A 16,002-nucleotide genomic window follows, 5' to 3' on the forward strand; every position below is an offset into this window, starting at 1 on the left:
ATGTAGGACATACCTTCGGGAATTCTCCCCACTAATGGTAGTTTCACTTTATATGTATGGTTTATCTGCTATTTTTTTGACTTCTATATAATGAATATGATGGCCGTCATTTTCATGAACTTTGAATAGATAGCCTTCCGTTTCGATTTCAGTCCATGTTTTAATATCGAAATTTTGTGTTAAAAACCAACCGCCGATTGTGTCTACTTCATCTTCAGATAAATTCGTTCCTAATAAGTCATTGACGTCTTCAACCAGTAATTTTCCGTCTAATATATAGTGTCCTTCTTTTAATTTACGAATTTCTGGAATTTCATCTTCATCAAATTCATCTCGGATTTCACCAACAATTTCTTCGATGATATCTTCGACCGTAACCAATCCAGACGTACCGCCATATTCGTCAATTAAAATGGCGATGTGGATGCGCTCTTTTTGCATTTTGACTAATAAGTTGTGAATCGGAATCGTATCAATAACCCGAATTACCGGCTTAATAAATGACTGTTTATCAGTGGTTTTATTCATGATTTTCGCAGTCAAAAGTTCTTTTGCATTTATAAAACCTAGAATATTATCTTTATCACTGTCTACCACCACAGGATATCGTGTATAGCCTTCACTTTCAATTACTTTAATAACATCATCAAAGGTATCATCAATCGAAATCACGACGATTTCAGTACGAGGAACCATAATTTCTCTAGCTGTTCGCTCATCAAACTCAAAAATATTGTTCACGTACTTTAATTCATTTTTATTAATTTCACCACTTTTATAGCTCTCGGATAATAATATCCTAAGCTCTTCTTCGGAGTGAGCTACCTCATGCTCTGAAGCGGGTTCTAATCCAAAGATGCCAACAAGCAATCGTGCAGAACCGTTTAAAAGCCAAATGAACGGATACATGATTTTGTAAAACCAAATAATTGGACCTGCAAATAAGATTGTAATCGTTTCTGCTTTTTGAATAGCAACTGTTTTCGGTGCTAATTCACCTACAACAACGTGTAAAAAGGTTACAAGAGCAAAAGCGATTCCAAAAGATAAAATATGTGTCACAGACTCATTTAAATTCAAGCTCTTGAATAATGGATGTAATAGTTCTTCAACAGTTGGTTCACCTAACCAACCTAATCCTAATGCTGTCACCGTAATACCTAATTGACAAGCAGATAAATATTCATCTAAGTGAGATACTACTCTTTTGGCAGCAAGTGCGCCTTTTTTGTCTTCAGCAATAAGTTGGTCAATCCTTGACATACGTACTTTCACAATAGCAAATTCGGTTGCGACAAAGAATGCTGTTAAAGCAATTAATAATGCGATTAAGAGTAAATTAATTGTTGTCAATGAGTAGTCTTACCATATAGTAAGACATACACCTCCTGTATAAATAGAAAATAAATTTTTCTGGTTCTTAGTGATTTTTCCTCAAAGGATAAAGTTCTTTTTACTTTAATTGTGCCCAGTTTAAAAATAGTCAATTCAAAAATTCAGGAAAGCATCTTATACTGTGATCTATTATCCCTCCAATTGGTTATAAATTGAAATTAAGCAAGCGATAGACATTGTTTATTACGGTCATTTTAAATAAAAGGTTTCAGATTTTAGTGGTGGAATAAATTTGTTAGTTATTTAGTAGTATTTATACAGATTTTTTCATATTAGTTAACTTGTCCAAATATATTAAATAGAAAGCAATAGTAATTATTATTAGGGATGGTATTAGGAGGAGACAGTAATGGATGAAGAACTTGATGATATGATAATAATTGTTTTCCTAAACTTAACAATATTGTTTGTGTTCGGGGTAATTGGAAAATTTCTAAGTATTTTTTAACGTGAAGTAATATAAGTGTTTATTATGTCAGTCATTAAAAAAAGCTCTTCCTAGATTACTACAGGGAAGAGCTTTTATAAGTCTGCGTTATTTTACTCCTATCACACGAATTCGTTGATAATCAGCGACCCAAGTACCGTCAATAAACAGATCACTTCTTAGACTGTCTTCAATCGTAGAAAATATAAGTTCCATTTTTTCTTCTGGGATATCTTCGAGCATACTGCCGCAGAACATTTGGATCCAATTCCTTAAACCCTCTTCGCCTATTAAAGGTGTTGGGCGACTAAAATGGTGTGCAAATTTTACGTTAAATCCGACTTCTTCCATTAAAGAGGAATATTCGCCGATACTAGGAAAATACCACGGAAAGGTTTCTGCATCATATTCTATTCCGTTAGTCTCAATTGCATGTATAGTTGCATTAGTAATACAAATAACGTTCCCTTTTCCACCAAACTCTGCAACAAATCTTCCACCAGATTTTAAACTATTATAAATACTATGTAGTGCCTGTTTGGGTGATTTAACCCAGTGCAGTGTTGCATTAGAGAAAACGGCATCGAATTTATTATAATAATCTAAGCTTAATACATCTTTTACAGAAAAGTTTAAATGTGGATATTTGTTTTGTGCTTGTAAAATCATATTTTCCGATTTATCAATACCAGTAACATGGACATTAAGTTTAGTTAGCTTTGCGGCCAAGTCTCCTGTTCCACAGCCGATATCTAGTACTTGCTCACCATCTAAAGGTGCCAATAATTCTATTAAATCAGAACCGAACTTCGAAACGAATGAATGATTGCTATCATAAAAATTTGCATCCCAATGGTCCTTTGAATGTTCAATTTGTGACATACTTAACTCGCTCCTTTTTTAGATTAGATACCATTTGTAAAAAACACAAAAGCACCAGATTTATGATCTGATGCTATAATAAACAAATCTACTACTAATCTAGCAAAAATGATAGATATCACATTGGCGGTAAACCATGACGTAGTTGCTCAACCATAGTTGCGATTGATGATAATTGTTCATCATTCAGGTTGAATGCATCCTTAACTTTTGCTTCTAGATTATCGGTAACTCTTCTTTTACCAACTTCAATTAGGGCAATGAGAGCAAAGCTGCATTCTACTGTTTTGGCAAATTCACGTTGTGTCATATTGTACTTTTGTCGTATAAATTTAATAATATCTTTGTTCATGTGAAAATCTCCTTTCATGCTAGTACGTATAAAAGAGTCACAAATAGTGACAATAGATTACTATGATTGGTCATTTATTTTAGAGTTCATCGTTTTATTCTAACTTCCGATTCAGTTAAGAGCGTCAAACTTTCAATTGGCACTTATATCATTTCATTATTCTGCAAGTATTCAATAACATTGTCTGTGACAATTATCATTGCCGTTAAAACAATACTACTATTTTGTTATTATACTATCAAATTGTCTTCTATGGATAATAGAAAAAGAAAGGTATCATAATTTGTTAATTTGCACAATTTATGATAGTTATCTCATCATAATACAAAGTTTTGTATTTCAGCAATGGTATTGTTAAGATACCGTTAGGAGCCTATATAAAACAGGGGGAATATAAAAGTGACTAAAGCTGTCATCATAAATGGTGTTACTATCGAAACTACTAATTTTTACGAGCAAATGGTTGAAGGGCCAACCGGGGTTAATCGTCTGAAAATAGGATTTGATTTTAAAGTAAAAAGTAGTGAGTATCATACCATTACAACTATGCTATATACCAATGATTTTATTGTAAATGTACCTGAACGGGGAATTGAGTTTAATGCTGAAATTTCCTCTTATTCAACATCTATTACCAACTTATACCAAGAGGACGCGGTTGGTGTTTTTAAATTAGAATTGATCGAGAAGTAATCCATCCCATACAGAACGTTGGATATTGAGAAGAAATCATTACGGCTGTTTTTAAAAGGTATGTTATACTTTCAATAGTACATCTTTCAAAAGGATGGGTTTAATCGTGAAATTTATAACAAACCTATTAGCAAAAAATAAAAAAGTGCAAATTGAGTTTTGTGAGAAAAATCTGGATCGTTTCCTTATTGAAGAGAATATGTCCATTTATAATGAATTTTTAACTCAAAAAAATGTGATGTATAAAGAGTATCAATGTCAAAGTAAATGCGAAATTTGCAGTCAAACACCCTATGCCATCGTCGATGGTGAAATGGTTAAAGCTGGAAATTCAAGCGAATTATTAAAAAAGCTAAAACAAATTGTGCCCAAAACTTAAGTTAAAAAATATATAGTCGGACTTTCAAATAGCCGGGAACTAGTCTAATAGCTTCCCGGCTTTATTTGTTTTAAGCAAATTAATAAATATTATGTACTCGTCTGAAACTTTTTGATTTAAAAAGTTTCAGAAAATAGTAAAATAGTGGGAGATGAGGGGAGGATTTTTATGATGGATGCAGTTCAGCGCAAGATCATGATCGCTTTATTGATATCAACATTTCTAGCTGCAATTGAAGTTACAATTATAAGTACTGCGATGCCACAAATTGTAGAGAATTTGTCCGGTTTCGAGCTGATGAGTTGGGTTTTTGCAATTTACTTGCTCACTACAGCCGTGACGACACCAATATGGGGGAAACTGGCTGATCTTATCGGAAGAAAGAAAGTTTACATAATGGGCGTTACGATTTTTCTTATAGGTTCGGCTTTATGCGGCTTTTCACAAAACATGGAGCAGCTTATTTTTTTTCGAGCCCTGCAAGGTATTGGTGCGGGAGCCATTAATCCGGTAACCTTTACAATTATTGCCGATGCTTTTAATTTCGAACAACGAGCAAAAGTTCAAGGGCTGGTTAGTTCGATGTGGGGTATTGCTGGCATATTTGGTCCTTTAGTTGGTGGGCTATTAACAGATTATTTATCATGGCGTTGGATCTTTTTTATCAATATCCCATTTGGGTTTATCTCTATGTGGATGATTGCAAAACATTTTAAAGAGACGGTGGAAAAACGGAAACGCAAAATTGATTACGGTGGCGCGGTAACCTTTACGATTGGAATCACAGCATTATTGTTTGCAATGCTTACGTTAAATAATGAAGAGGGTGTTGGTATTTCAGTTAGCTCTGCCAATCTATATATGTTGTTTGGCGCCGCATTCATTTTTCTTATTTTATTTTTCATAATTCAAGTTAAGCATCCAGAACCGATGATGCCGATTGGATTATTTAAAAATAAAGATGTAGCGATCCCAATTACAGGAGGATTTTTAACAAGTATTATTTTAATCGGCCTTACGGCATACCTGCCATTATGGACTCAGAACGTTTTGTTAATGGGGGCCACATCGTCAGGCTTTACGTTAATTCCACTTTGTATTGGCTGGCCTGCAGGGGCAATGATTTGCGGTAGGTTAATACCCCGTTTCGGAATAAAAAATATCGCGCTTTTGGGCGCAAGTTTGATAGCGGTTGGATCCTGCTTTTTAATGATGGTCGTGCCGTCAACACCAATGTGGCTACTCGTTATTATTATTCTTGTTACGGGGCTTGGTTTCGGATTTGCAACAACTGCTTATACGGTTATCATACAATCATCCGTTCAAATGAATATGCGCGGCTCGGCAGGTTCCTTGAATACATTATTGCGGACATTAGGGCAGACTATTGGTGTAGCTATACTGGGCGCTGCCATGCATTACACGATTAGTATGCAAAATGGTGCAACTACTAATGCACCTGAGCTTATCGCAAATGGTTTGCATACTGTTTTTGTGATTTCAGCAATTATCAGTGTGATTAGTCTTATTGTCACCGTTTGGATTCCAAAACGTCGAGCAGAGGAGTATGCAAATTAAATAGAATGTCGGCGTTTCTACGTTTGTAGGGCGCCTTTTTCATTTAAAACTAACATCGCCATGTTTAGTTGAATATTATGTGAAGATGTAATGAATGCAATGAAAATTTCAAATGTTACAATATACTTGAGTGGTAAAGGAGTACAATAATGTTAAAATACGTTATTTTTGACTTTGATGGAACGCTTGCTGACTCGAAACTAGTATTTATTGCCGCCTATAATGCACTTGCTGACAAGCACCAATATAAAAAAATAAGCTTAGATGACTTAGAAATGTTAAAAAAATTATCGATTAAAGAGCGCGCGAAACAGCTGCAATTCCCTTTGTACAAACTACCCTTTCTCTTACCACAGCTATTTCAATTATATCGACAATCGTTAGATCAAATTCAGCTGTTTAAGGGTATCGATGAATTATTATGTGCACTAAAGCAAAAAGGTTACAAAATCGCAATTATTTCCTCTAATTCACAGGATAATATTATTGAAATATTAGAACGTAACAAAATTGGAGGGATATCCTCAATTCTATGCTCAAATCGAATTTTTGGAAAAGATCGATTGATCAAAAGATTTCTTAGAAATCACAAATTGAAAGCATCTGAGGTTATTTATGTAGGTGATGAACAGAGAGATATTAAAGCTTGCAAAAAAGCCGGAATTAAAATGATTTGGGTTGGGTGGGGCTATGATGATGTTGAAGTGATTCAATCAAGCCAGCCTGAATATATGGTTAATAACCCAGCAGATATTTTAAAAATAGTTTAGGAGAATGCAAGGATTATAGGAAAGTAAATTGGAAAGATATCGCGGTGCATACATATCATAGTGAACTATGTGTGACCGGGTAAAATGCTATGATTCCAAAGTTTGAAAAGGTCAATAGCCATTCAACCGACAAGAGGGGGAAGAGAATTGACAAAACGAGAAATAATTTTAAGTGTTGCTGTTGGAATTCTTATTATTTTTTCGATAATAAATTATAACAAGATCTCAGATTTGCAACAAAGAATGTACGTGCTTGATAATTTGCAGCATGAAATCCAAAATGTTGACTTTTCCGTTCAGGATGTATCTTCACAGGTGCATACAAAATTGGATGAATTTTTGCAAGAACAATTATGGATTCCAGTAAAGAACTATGAAATTACTGATATTGACCTAAAACAAAATACAATTGATGTAAGTATACAATGGAGTTTGCGAGAACTAGGGCAGCAAGAGAAAGTTATGCTTCTATATCGTGAAGAAAGCGAGCCAAATTGGTCTCAACTAGAAGTGAAAAATAATAATGGTCTCAACTACTCTATAGAGCGCACGTTTCCTCTTCAAGGGAATTATGAAACACAAATTGTGGCAATCTCTGAAGAGGGTAAAAGAAGCGAAGAATTGTTGCGGTTAAATTTTAAAGAGCAATTATATTCACGAATGAATATCCATGCCTTTTTACATCCGATTGGGAATGGTCGGTTTGATATGAATATCGATATAGGAAATCATATCGACCAGGAGTTTATCTTTTCAGAAAATAGAAAGGATCTTAAAATAAAAACCGCCAAGGCTTTCATTTATGTTGATGGAAAGCTAACGAAAGAATGGGATTTATTAAAAGAAAACTTTAACCACCATTCGGACCCATATAATGAGGGAATTTCTTATCATGAAATGCTGAATCTTGGGGAGGATGCTGGAGACAATGCTGAGCTACATGTCGTTGTGGAAGACTATCTCGGACTAAAGTATGAAACCAAAGGAAATTCCTTTAAATAAAGTTATAATGAAGCCCCAGGTGGTAAACTTCCATCGGGGCTATTTTAATTTTTCTGTCATTCTACAGCGAAAAACACTGCTTTTGGACAAAATATGTATTGGTAATTATTATATTTGCGCAATTAGGTAAAAGGTCTTAATCTTATAAATTATGGTCATAATGAGGTAGTAAATGACGAAAAACTTATGTAAACATGAAACCTTTTCGCTACTCAAACGTCTAATAATAATGTGAAAAAATAGACAAGGTATCGAGGAGGTAATAAATGTAAAAGTATACCATGATTTGACAAAGTTGCAATAAGATTTAGTTGCATCTTTAAAAAGAAAGTAGTAATATACATTTCATTGAACAATTTTATTTTTACTGCTTACCTAATTAATTTTATAAACGATAGTATGTGAAAATTGTTCAACTAATACTCAAAATCGTTAAATTATATGTTTATTTGAAAGGTTCGATATTCCAAATGGATGATATAAGAGTTAGAGATATAGAGAAAGTGAAGGGGGAATACTAAAATGAAAGGCATCATTAACAAAATAAAAAGCTTTCATTTTAATAAAGAACATAAGTTTCTTGGGGTAACGGTATTATTACTGTGGATCAAAGCTTATTTAATTAGTCGATTTATTTTTGACCTACCACTAGAAAATATGGTGGAAGAGTTCATCTTATTCATAAATCCGCTCGGTTCAATAATTATATTGTTTTTATTAGGATTTGCATTTAGAAAAAAATTAAGCAAACGAACTATTTTATTTATGAGTTTTGTTTATACATTCGTTCTTTATGCGAACCTTGTATATTATCGATTTTTTGATGACTTTATCACCATTCCAGTTTTATTACAATTTAAGAACTTTGGTGATTTAGGCGGAAGTGCTCAAGGCTTAATGGAGCCATGGGATGCAGTATTTTTTCTTGATATTTTAGTCTTAGCTTTAGTTGCTAGGAAAAATGAAATTAAATCTATAACATTTCCTAAGTTAGCACAACGTTTCCTTGTGCTTGTTTCAATTGGTTTAATTGTTTTTAATGTGCTGTTAGCTGAAACACAGCGTCCGCAGTTATTAACAAGAACATTTGACCGAGAAATGCTTGTAAAGTATCTTGGTGTTTATAATTACCATGTATATGATCTTTTTATGCATTCAAAAGCATCGGCTCAGCGAGCACTTGCTGAAGGCAGTGACATTATTGAAGTTGAAAACTTTACGAATGATGGTTTTGAACAAGACAATATGCTAACAGGTATTGCAAAGGATAAAAACCTTATTATCATCTCAATGGAGTCACTACAAAACTTTGTAATTGATTTCGAGGTTGAAGGTCAACCAGTAACACCGTTCTTAAATCAATTAATTGATGAAAGTATTTACTTTGATAACTTCTATCACCAAACAGGTCAAGGTAAAACGTCCGACTCAGAATTTTTAGTAGATAACTCGTTATATCCGTTATCACGAGGATCTGTATTTACTACAAATGCGCAAAATGAATATTATGCATTGCCTGAAATTTTGAAGGAAAATGGTTATACAACGTCGTCGTTCCATGGAAATAATAAGAGTTTCTGGAACCGTGATTTAATGTATCAATCGCTAGGATATGATTATTTCTTTGATGAAACGTATTTTGATGTAACAGAAGAAAATTCTGTAAACTATGGTTTGAAGGACATTCCGTTCTTTGAACAATCGATACCGTTACTACAAAGCTTGAATCAACCGTTCCATGCCAAGTTTATTTCATTAACGAACCACTATCCGTTTGTTTTAGATGAAGAAGACATCATGATTCCAACACTTGAAACAAATAGTGGTACAGTTAATCGATATGTTCAAACGATCCGTTACTTTGATGAATCATTGAAGGTTTTCTTTGAAAAACTTAAGGAAAGCGGCTTATATGAAGATTCAATTATTGTGATGTATGGTGACCACAACGGAATTTCTGCGAACCATAACAAGGCAATGGCTAGTGTGATTGGTAAGGAAGTAACACCATATGAATTTACACAATTACAAAAGGTACCATTAATTATTCACATCCCTGGAATGGAAGGGGAAACACTGCACACAATTGGTGGTCAAATTGATTTAAAACCAACGATTTTAAACTTACTTGGAATTGAAGTGGATAAGGATATTCAATTTGGTGAAGATTTATTCAACGAAAATCGTGAAGAATTGGTAGTATTCCGTGATGGCGGTTTTGTGACAAAGCAATATCTATATACGGAAGGAACATGCTACCGCAAAATTGATGGAATGCCAACGGACGATAAGTTCTGTGAAACATATACAGAAGAAACAGAACGCGCATTAGAACTTTCTGATAAGGTAATCGAAGGCGATTTATTACGCTTTATTGATCAGCTAGAATCAGAAGGTGGCGTAGTACAGGCAGAATCATCAGATTCGAATAATCCTGAAGAATAACACAAAGGCGTGGTCTGAGACCGCGCCTTTGTTCATTTTGTACGGACTAGACCTGATTAGAGGAAGTTGCGCCGGAGCAATAGGCTTTTATGAACCAAGTCAAATCAGCGCCTTGCCCTGGACTTGCGCTAGTCTAATTTACTTAACTAAGCAAGGTAGAGTTTTGCTGATTTTAATTATCAGTTGCTGATATATTTTAAAAGTTGCAGAAATACTGTGAATAGTGGCAGATATATTTAGAAAGTCGCAGATAAAATCCAAAAGCTAGCAAATATTAAGCTAGAATATAAAAAAGAGAGCAGGCTCTAGTGGATATTACACAGGAGCCTGCTCTCGTTTTATTTATTAATATAGTGAATCTTTAAAATTGCTACCCAAAAGGTCCTAAGTATTCACTAATTTTTAAGAACACCTAACATATTTCATTATTGCATCATATTATTATTAGTGTATGGGAATTGCGTTGTAGCGTATCCTTGGAACTGCTGATAATCTTGTTGAAGTTTTTGTTGTGGTGCAGCTTCAAGTTTATACCAGCCTTTTTGAAACATAAGATTAAAGAAGTTTCGCTGACAATCTTGGGTTTCTTTAAAAATTAACGCCAAATCTTGGTAGAGTTGCTCATGGCTTGCTTCATTTAGTGCCGTACTGTATGCATCAGTCATGTATTTGCCTGTTGTTAACATATCATTAGCAAAATCACGGTCATTCATCATTGGGGTTTTTGGCCCTTCAGGGGATTTAGGATTTTTTATTTGATTTTGGTTTTGATTATTTTGGTTCATTTTTTACCCTCCAATTATTGCATTTGTTGTGTAGGTTGGTTTGGATTTTGGAGATGACCAAGGATTTTCTGATAATGGCGTTGGTGCATTTGCCCAGCTTGATCAAGAGCTGCTTTAACATCGGGATCTGTACATTGATTTGCGTAGAAATGCGCTTTTTTCATAGCTAATAAATTCCATGACAGCATGTCCTTAATATAAAGCTCATCTTTTGTTGTGATGACTGTTGGTGGTTGCTGCATGACGCCTTGTTGCTGGTTTTGTGTATTTTGTGGTTGTTGTTGCATGTTATGTTTGCCCTCCTTCAGAATCGTCAAATACATTACGTTACATATACATGCCTTATCTTTCCACGAAGGATTGATGAATATGCAAAAAAGGGGAGATTATAATGGAGCGAATATTGCGAAGGATCTTTTTAGGCCTATCAAAAAGCAAATTTTTTATAAAAGTAGCAAAAAAGTATGGATTACGATTTGGAGGACATAGATTTGTAGCAGGTGAGACGATTTATGAGGCAGTCGAGGTTACAAAGCAGCTTAATAAGAGTGGCAAGGATGTAACAATTGATTATTTGGGTGAATTTGTGGATCGTGTTGAGGAAGCCACAGAGCGGACGAATGAGTGCATTAAAGCGATTGAGCAAATTTCTAAAGAGGTTTCAGGTGCACAGTTGTCAGTAAAACTGACGTCGATGGGTCTAGATATTTCAGATGAAGTCGTACTTGCTAATATGTTTCGCATTCTTCAATGTGCCACGAAACATGGTGTGTTTGTGACGATTGACATGGAAGACTATTCACGATATGAACGAACAATAAATATTTATAAGCTATTAAGAACCCAGTATGACAATTTAGGAACGGTGCTGCAGGCATATTTATATCGAGCTGAATCTGATCTCAGTGCATTGAGTGAATTATATCCTCATTTGCGCTTAGTAAAAGGCGCATATAAGGAATCAGAGGAGGTAGCTTTCCCGAAAAAAGCTGATGTTGATGAAAATTTTAAAAAGTTAATTAAAACTCATTTATTGAACGGAAGTTACACTGCGATCGCCACCCATGATGAGAAAATCTTAAATTATACAAAAGAAATTGTTGATGAATATGAAATTCCATATGATCAATTTGAATTTCAAATGCTCTATGGAGTTTGTCCTGAGCTGCAGGAAAAGCTCGTCTTAGAAGGCTATAAAATGCGCGTTTATGTACCATATGGCAGAGATTGGTTTGGGTACTTTATGCGCAGGCTCGCCGAACGTCCAGCAAATGTGGCGTTTGTGCTTAGAGGCTTATTTAAATAAAGGTTCCTTTAAAATAAAAACAGACTTAAATTTGGCAGGATTATTGGAATCCTGCCAAATTTTTTTTGAAAAGTAAATAAAGATACGCGACCAAAATTTATGGCTAATAGATGAGAGAAAATTAAAGCTATCAAAAAAGATAGATATATATTCATGCTTGTAGGCATATTTTTTTAGTATATAAATGCATGAATGAATGAGTGTTCATTACAGGCCTAGATAGGAGGAGAAAGAATGACTCGTACAATGAAGAAGGTAGCTGTAATTGGCTCTGGTGTAATGGGGTCAGGTATTGCAGCACACTTTGCAAATGTTGGGATTCCAACTGTCTTGCTTGATATCGTTCCGAAAGTGCTTACGGCTAGTGAAGAATCAAAGGGTTTATCATTAGAGGATATGCAAGTTCGTAATCGCTTAGCAGCAGAAGCTAAACAAAAACTGCTTAAACATAAACCAGCGCCACTAACCTCCAGAGAAAATCTTAACTTAATTGAAGTTGGAAACTTGGAAGACGATCTTGATAAACTGCATAGCGCAGATTGGATCATTGAAGTGGTAGTTGAAAGATTAGAAGTTAAGAAAAAGGTTTTTGAAATTATTGATAATCATCGGAAATCAGGAAGTATTGTAAGTTCAAATACATCAGGGATTTCTATTCAGGCGATGGCTGAAGGGAGATCTGCTGATTTTAAGAAACATTTCCTTGGAACGCACTTTTTCAATCCCCCGCGATATTTAAAGCTATTAGAGGTTATTCCGACAAAAGAAACAGATATAGAAGTCACAAATTTTACTAAAAAGTTTGCGGAGGATGTGCTTGGTAAGGGTGTTGTGGTAGCCAAAGACACACCTAATTTCATTGCCAATCGCATTGGCACATACGGTTTATTAGTAACAGTTCGCGAAATGGTGAAAGGTGGATATAGCGTTGGAGAAGTGGATTCGATTACCGGGCCAATGATCGGTAGACCAAAGAGTGCAACTTTTCGAACGCTTGATGTTGTGGGCTTAGATACATTTGCACATGTGGCAAACAATGTATATGAAAAGGTTGATGGTCAAGAAAAAGAGGTTTTTAAAATACCTGACTTTTTAAGTAGCATGTTGGATAAAGGCTGGCTAGGCAGTAAATCAGGACAGGGATTTTATTTGAAACAAGGTAAAGAGATTCTTGAATTAAATATAAAGACACTTGAATATGAGCCAAGAAAAAAGTTAATAACTTCAGCTACCGAATCGGTTAAAACGGTAAAAGGTGTTCAAAACAAGTTAAAAGCGCTCATTTATAATGATGATCGGGCCGGCATGTTGTTATGGAATATAATGAAGCCAACTTTATTATATTCAGCCCAATTAGTCGGTGAAATTGCCGATGATATAGTTTCGATCGATCAAGCGATGAAATGGGGCTTTGGCTGGGAGCTTGGTCCATTTGAAATATGGGATGCAATAGGTTTAGAGAAATCTATAAAAAGAATGCAACAAGATGGGGAAATTATACCGAATTGGATTCATGAATTACTCAATGCTGGACTTACTTCGTTTTACGATGAAGTAAATGGGGATGTGACCTATTTTCATAAAGGAGAAAGAAGATCCCTTCACGAAAATCCAAAGGTTATTCATTTAAATCGCTTGAAAGACCGAAATGGAGTGATTAAACGAAATAGTGGCGCTAGCTTAATAGATATAGGGGATGGAATAGCGGCTTTACAATTTCATTCACCTAACAATGCGATTGGCTTAGATATTATCCAAATGATTAACTATGCAGTTGACGAGGTTGAAAAAAATTATCAAGGACTGGTAATTGCCAATCAAGGCAAAAACTTTTGCGTAGGTGCCAACCTTGCGATGATTCTAATGGAAGCGCAGGATGATAACTACTTTGAGATTGAACTTGTTGTACGTCATTTTCAAAATGCGATGACGAAAGTGAAATATAGCCCTAAACCAGTTGTCGCGGCACCATTTGGAATGACGTTAGGTGGCGGCGCTGAGGTTTGCTTGCCTGCTGCAGCTATTCAAGCAGCTAGTGAAACATATATTGGTTTAGTGGAAGTTGGTGTCGGGGTAATTCCGGGTGGCGGTGGTAATAAAGAGTTGTACCTAAGGCATTTAGAAATGCTACCGAAAGGCGCAGCAGCTGAGGTGGCGGACTTACAAAAAATTGCAAACCATACTTTTGAAACAATAGCGATGGCAAAGGTTTCTACGTCTGCACATGAAGGTAAAGAAAATGGCTATCTTCGTCGATCCGATGGAATTAGCTTTAATGGTGATCATTTAATTCATGATGCAAAACAAACTGTATTGGCACTTGCAGCTAAAGGATATAAACCGCCGCAGCGCAAGAAAATCCCGGTGGTAGGAGAATCGGGCTACGCAACGATGCTGCTCGGAGCTTTAAATCTAAAAAACTCTGGTTATATCTCTGATCATGATATGAAAATAGCTGAAAAACTTGCGTTTGTGATTGCTGGCGGTCGTGTTCCTGAAGGTACATTAGTAGATGAACAATATTTGCTCGACCTCGAGCGCGAAGCGTTTTTAAGCTTAGTAGCTGAGCCGAAAACACAGCAACGGATGCAACATATGTTGATGAGGGGAAAACCGCTGAGAAATTAAAGGAGTTAGTAGATTGCGAGTTTTATCTAGTGAGTAGACTTGTGGATTTGAACCATTTATTATGCGATCTAATAGTTGCGAACGGTGTAAGTAAAGTCAAATTCGTGATCAAGCACAATTGGTAGATATGTATCGGTATAAACCATAAAGAAATTGAGGAGGGAATGCTGTGAAAGAAGCGGTGATCGTAGCAGGTGCACGGACGCCAGTGGGAAGAGCGAAAAAAGGATCCCTTGCCAATGTACGGCCTGATGATTTAGGGGCACTAACTATCAAAGAAACATTGAAACGTGCTGGGAATTACCAAGGAGAAATCGACGATGTAATTATCGGTTGCGCAACACCCGAAGCGGAGCAAGGGATGAACATGGCGAGACAAATAGCTGCATTAGCAGGATTGTCACATGAAATACCAGCCATTACCATTAATCGATATTGTTCTTCTGGCCTTCAATCTATAGCATATGGAGCAGAAAGAATCATGCTAGGTCATGCTACAACAATCGTAGCAGGTGGTGCGGAATCAATGAGCTTAGTTCCGATGATCGGCCATGTGATTAAGCCTAACGTGCGGCTTGTTGAAAGTGCACCCAACTATTATATGTCGATGGGACATACGGCGGAAGCTGTTGCACAGAAATATGCGATTAGTAGGGAAGATCAAGATGCATTTGCAGTGCGAAGTCATCAGCGTGCTGCTACTGCGCTTGCTGAAGGGAAATTTAAGGATGAAACCGTTCCGGTTGAGATCGTAACTCGTACTATTAATGAAAATAATAAAGCTACAGAGAAAACCTTGTTCTTTGATCAAGATGAGGGTGTTCGGCCTAATACAACCATGGAAGTTTTATCAAAATTAAAACCTGCATTCCATATTGCAGGTTCTGTTACAGCAGGAAATTCATCGCAAATGAGTGATGGTGCGGCAAGTGTTCTTATAATGGAACATGACAAGGCCAAGGCAGAAGGTCTAGTTCCATTTGTTAAATTTAGGTCATTTGCTGTTGGCGGTGTGCCCCCTGAAATAATGGGCGTTGGTCCAATTGTGGCCATTCCAAAAGCATTAAAGTTAGCAGGATTAGAATTAGCTGATATCGGGTTGTTTGAACTTAATGAAGCATTTGCTGCACAAGCGCTTGCTGTCATTCGAGTGCTAGGTTTAGATGAAGAAAAGGTAAATGTCAACGGCGGTGCAATTGCATTAGGTCATCCGTTAGGTTGTACAGGAACAAAGCTTACCTTGAGTTTGATTCATGAAATGAAACGTCAAAACATACAATTTGGTGTAGTGACAATGTGTATTGGCGGTGGTATGGGTGCTGCCGGTGTGTTTGAATTACTATAAAACAGTAGATTTAAA

14 protein-coding genes are annotated in these 16,002 nt (G+C 35.9%); 9 read left to right on the forward strand and 5 right to left on the reverse strand.

Translation table 11 applies throughout. The annotated features are described in order from the left end of the window. Nucleotides 1-48: 48 nt before the first annotated feature. The 3 genes from C1724_RS01365 to C1724_RS01375 all read right to left on the reverse strand — a co-directional run bounded on the left by C1724_RS01365 (nucleotide 49) and on the right by C1724_RS01375 (nucleotide 3,056). Nucleotides 49-1,353 (reverse strand): hemolysin family protein, encoded by a 1,305-nt coding sequence (locus C1724_RS01365; protein ID WP_102344963.1) that lies wholly within the window; start codon nucleotides 1,351-1,353, stop codon nucleotides 49-51. Nucleotides 1,354-1,930: 577 nt separating this feature from the next. Then, the gene (locus tag C1724_RS01370; RefSeq protein WP_102344964.1) at nucleotides 1,931-2,704 is read right to left on the reverse strand and encodes a class I SAM-dependent methyltransferase; all 774 of its coding nucleotides are present in this window, start codon (nucleotides 2,702-2,704) and stop codon (nucleotides 1,931-1,933) included. A 118-nt stretch (nucleotides 2,705-2,822) separates the two neighbouring features. Then, nucleotides 2,823-3,056, reverse strand: coding sequence for a helix-turn-helix transcriptional regulator (locus tag C1724_RS01375; protein WP_102344965.1), 234 nt, complete (start codon nucleotides 3,054-3,056; stop codon nucleotides 2,823-2,825). A gap of 399 nt (nucleotides 3,057-3,455) precedes the next feature. On the opposite strand from C1724_RS01375, the gene C1724_RS01380 reads away from it, so the two are divergent. The 6 genes from C1724_RS01380 to C1724_RS01405 all read left to right on the forward strand — a co-directional run bounded on the left by C1724_RS01380 (nucleotide 3,456) and on the right by C1724_RS01405 (nucleotide 9,923). Next, nucleotides 3,456-3,749 (forward strand): DUF3219 family protein, encoded by a 294-nt coding sequence (locus C1724_RS01380; protein WP_102344966.1) that lies wholly within the window; start codon nucleotides 3,456-3,458, stop codon nucleotides 3,747-3,749. A 106-nt stretch (nucleotides 3,750-3,855) separates the two neighbouring features. Further along, nucleotides 3,856-4,128 carry a YuzB family protein gene (locus tag C1724_RS01385; protein WP_258000253.1) on the forward strand — a complete coding sequence of 91 codons (273 nt, stop codon included), beginning with the start codon at nucleotides 3,856-3,858 and terminating at the stop codon, nucleotides 4,126-4,128. 168 nt (nucleotides 4,129-4,296) lie between these two features. Next, nucleotides 4,297-5,706, forward strand: coding sequence for an MDR family MFS transporter (locus C1724_RS01390; protein WP_308410482.1), 1,410 nt, complete (start codon nucleotides 4,297-4,299; stop codon nucleotides 5,704-5,706). Between the two features lie 149 nt (nucleotides 5,707-5,855). After that, nucleotides 5,856-6,476, forward strand: a complete 621-nt coding sequence (locus tag C1724_RS01395; protein WP_102344968.1) for an HAD-IA family hydrolase — start codon at nucleotides 5,856-5,858, stop codon at nucleotides 6,474-6,476. A gap of 147 nt (nucleotides 6,477-6,623) precedes the next feature. Then, the gene (locus tag C1724_RS01400; protein WP_102344969.1) at nucleotides 6,624-7,478 is read left to right on the forward strand and encodes a hypothetical protein; all 855 of its coding nucleotides are present in this window, start codon (nucleotides 6,624-6,626) and stop codon (nucleotides 7,476-7,478) included. A 522-nt stretch (nucleotides 7,479-8,000) separates the two neighbouring features. Beyond that, nucleotides 8,001-9,923 carry an LTA synthase family protein gene (locus C1724_RS01405; protein WP_102344970.1) on the forward strand — a complete coding sequence of 641 codons (1,923 nt, stop codon included), beginning with the start codon at nucleotides 8,001-8,003 and terminating at the stop codon, nucleotides 9,921-9,923. 425 nt (nucleotides 9,924-10,348) lie between these two features. On the opposite strand, the gene C1724_RS01410 is transcribed toward C1724_RS01405, so the two are convergent. Both C1724_RS01410 and C1724_RS01415 read right to left on the reverse strand, forming a co-directional pair. After that, nucleotides 10,349-10,708 carry a spore coat protein gene (locus C1724_RS01410; protein WP_102344971.1) on the reverse strand — a complete coding sequence of 120 codons (360 nt, stop codon included), beginning with the start codon at nucleotides 10,706-10,708 and terminating at the stop codon, nucleotides 10,349-10,351. A 14-nt stretch (nucleotides 10,709-10,722) separates the two neighbouring features. Beyond that, nucleotides 10,723-10,995 (reverse strand): hypothetical protein, encoded by a 273-nt coding sequence (locus C1724_RS01415; RefSeq protein WP_102344972.1) that lies wholly within the window; start codon nucleotides 10,993-10,995, stop codon nucleotides 10,723-10,725. A 104-nt stretch (nucleotides 10,996-11,099) separates the two neighbouring features. On the opposite strand from C1724_RS01415, the gene C1724_RS01420 reads away from it, so the two are divergent. The 3 genes from C1724_RS01420 (at nucleotide 11,100) to C1724_RS01430 (ending at nucleotide 15,987) form a co-directional block, all read left to right on the forward strand. Then, complete coding sequence (locus C1724_RS01420; protein WP_102344973.1) at nucleotides 11,100-12,014, forward strand: proline dehydrogenase family protein; 915 nt, start codon at nucleotides 11,100-11,102, stop codon at nucleotides 12,012-12,014. A gap of 234 nt (nucleotides 12,015-12,248) precedes the next feature. Further along, nucleotides 12,249-14,642, forward strand: coding sequence for a 3-hydroxyacyl-CoA dehydrogenase/enoyl-CoA hydratase family protein (locus tag C1724_RS01425; protein WP_102344974.1), 2,394 nt, complete (start codon nucleotides 12,249-12,251; stop codon nucleotides 14,640-14,642). Between the two features lie 169 nt (nucleotides 14,643-14,811). Continuing rightward, nucleotides 14,812-15,987 carry an acetyl-CoA C-acetyltransferase gene (locus C1724_RS01430; RefSeq protein WP_102344975.1) on the forward strand — a complete coding sequence of 392 codons (1,176 nt, stop codon included), beginning with the start codon at nucleotides 14,812-14,814 and terminating at the stop codon, nucleotides 15,985-15,987. Nucleotides 15,988-16,002 lie beyond the last annotated feature (15 nt).

The sequence above is a fragment of the Bacillus sp. Marseille-P3661 genome, from assembly GCF_900240995.1.
GTDB lineage: Bacteria > Bacillota > Bacilli > Bacillales > Bacillaceae_J > OESV01.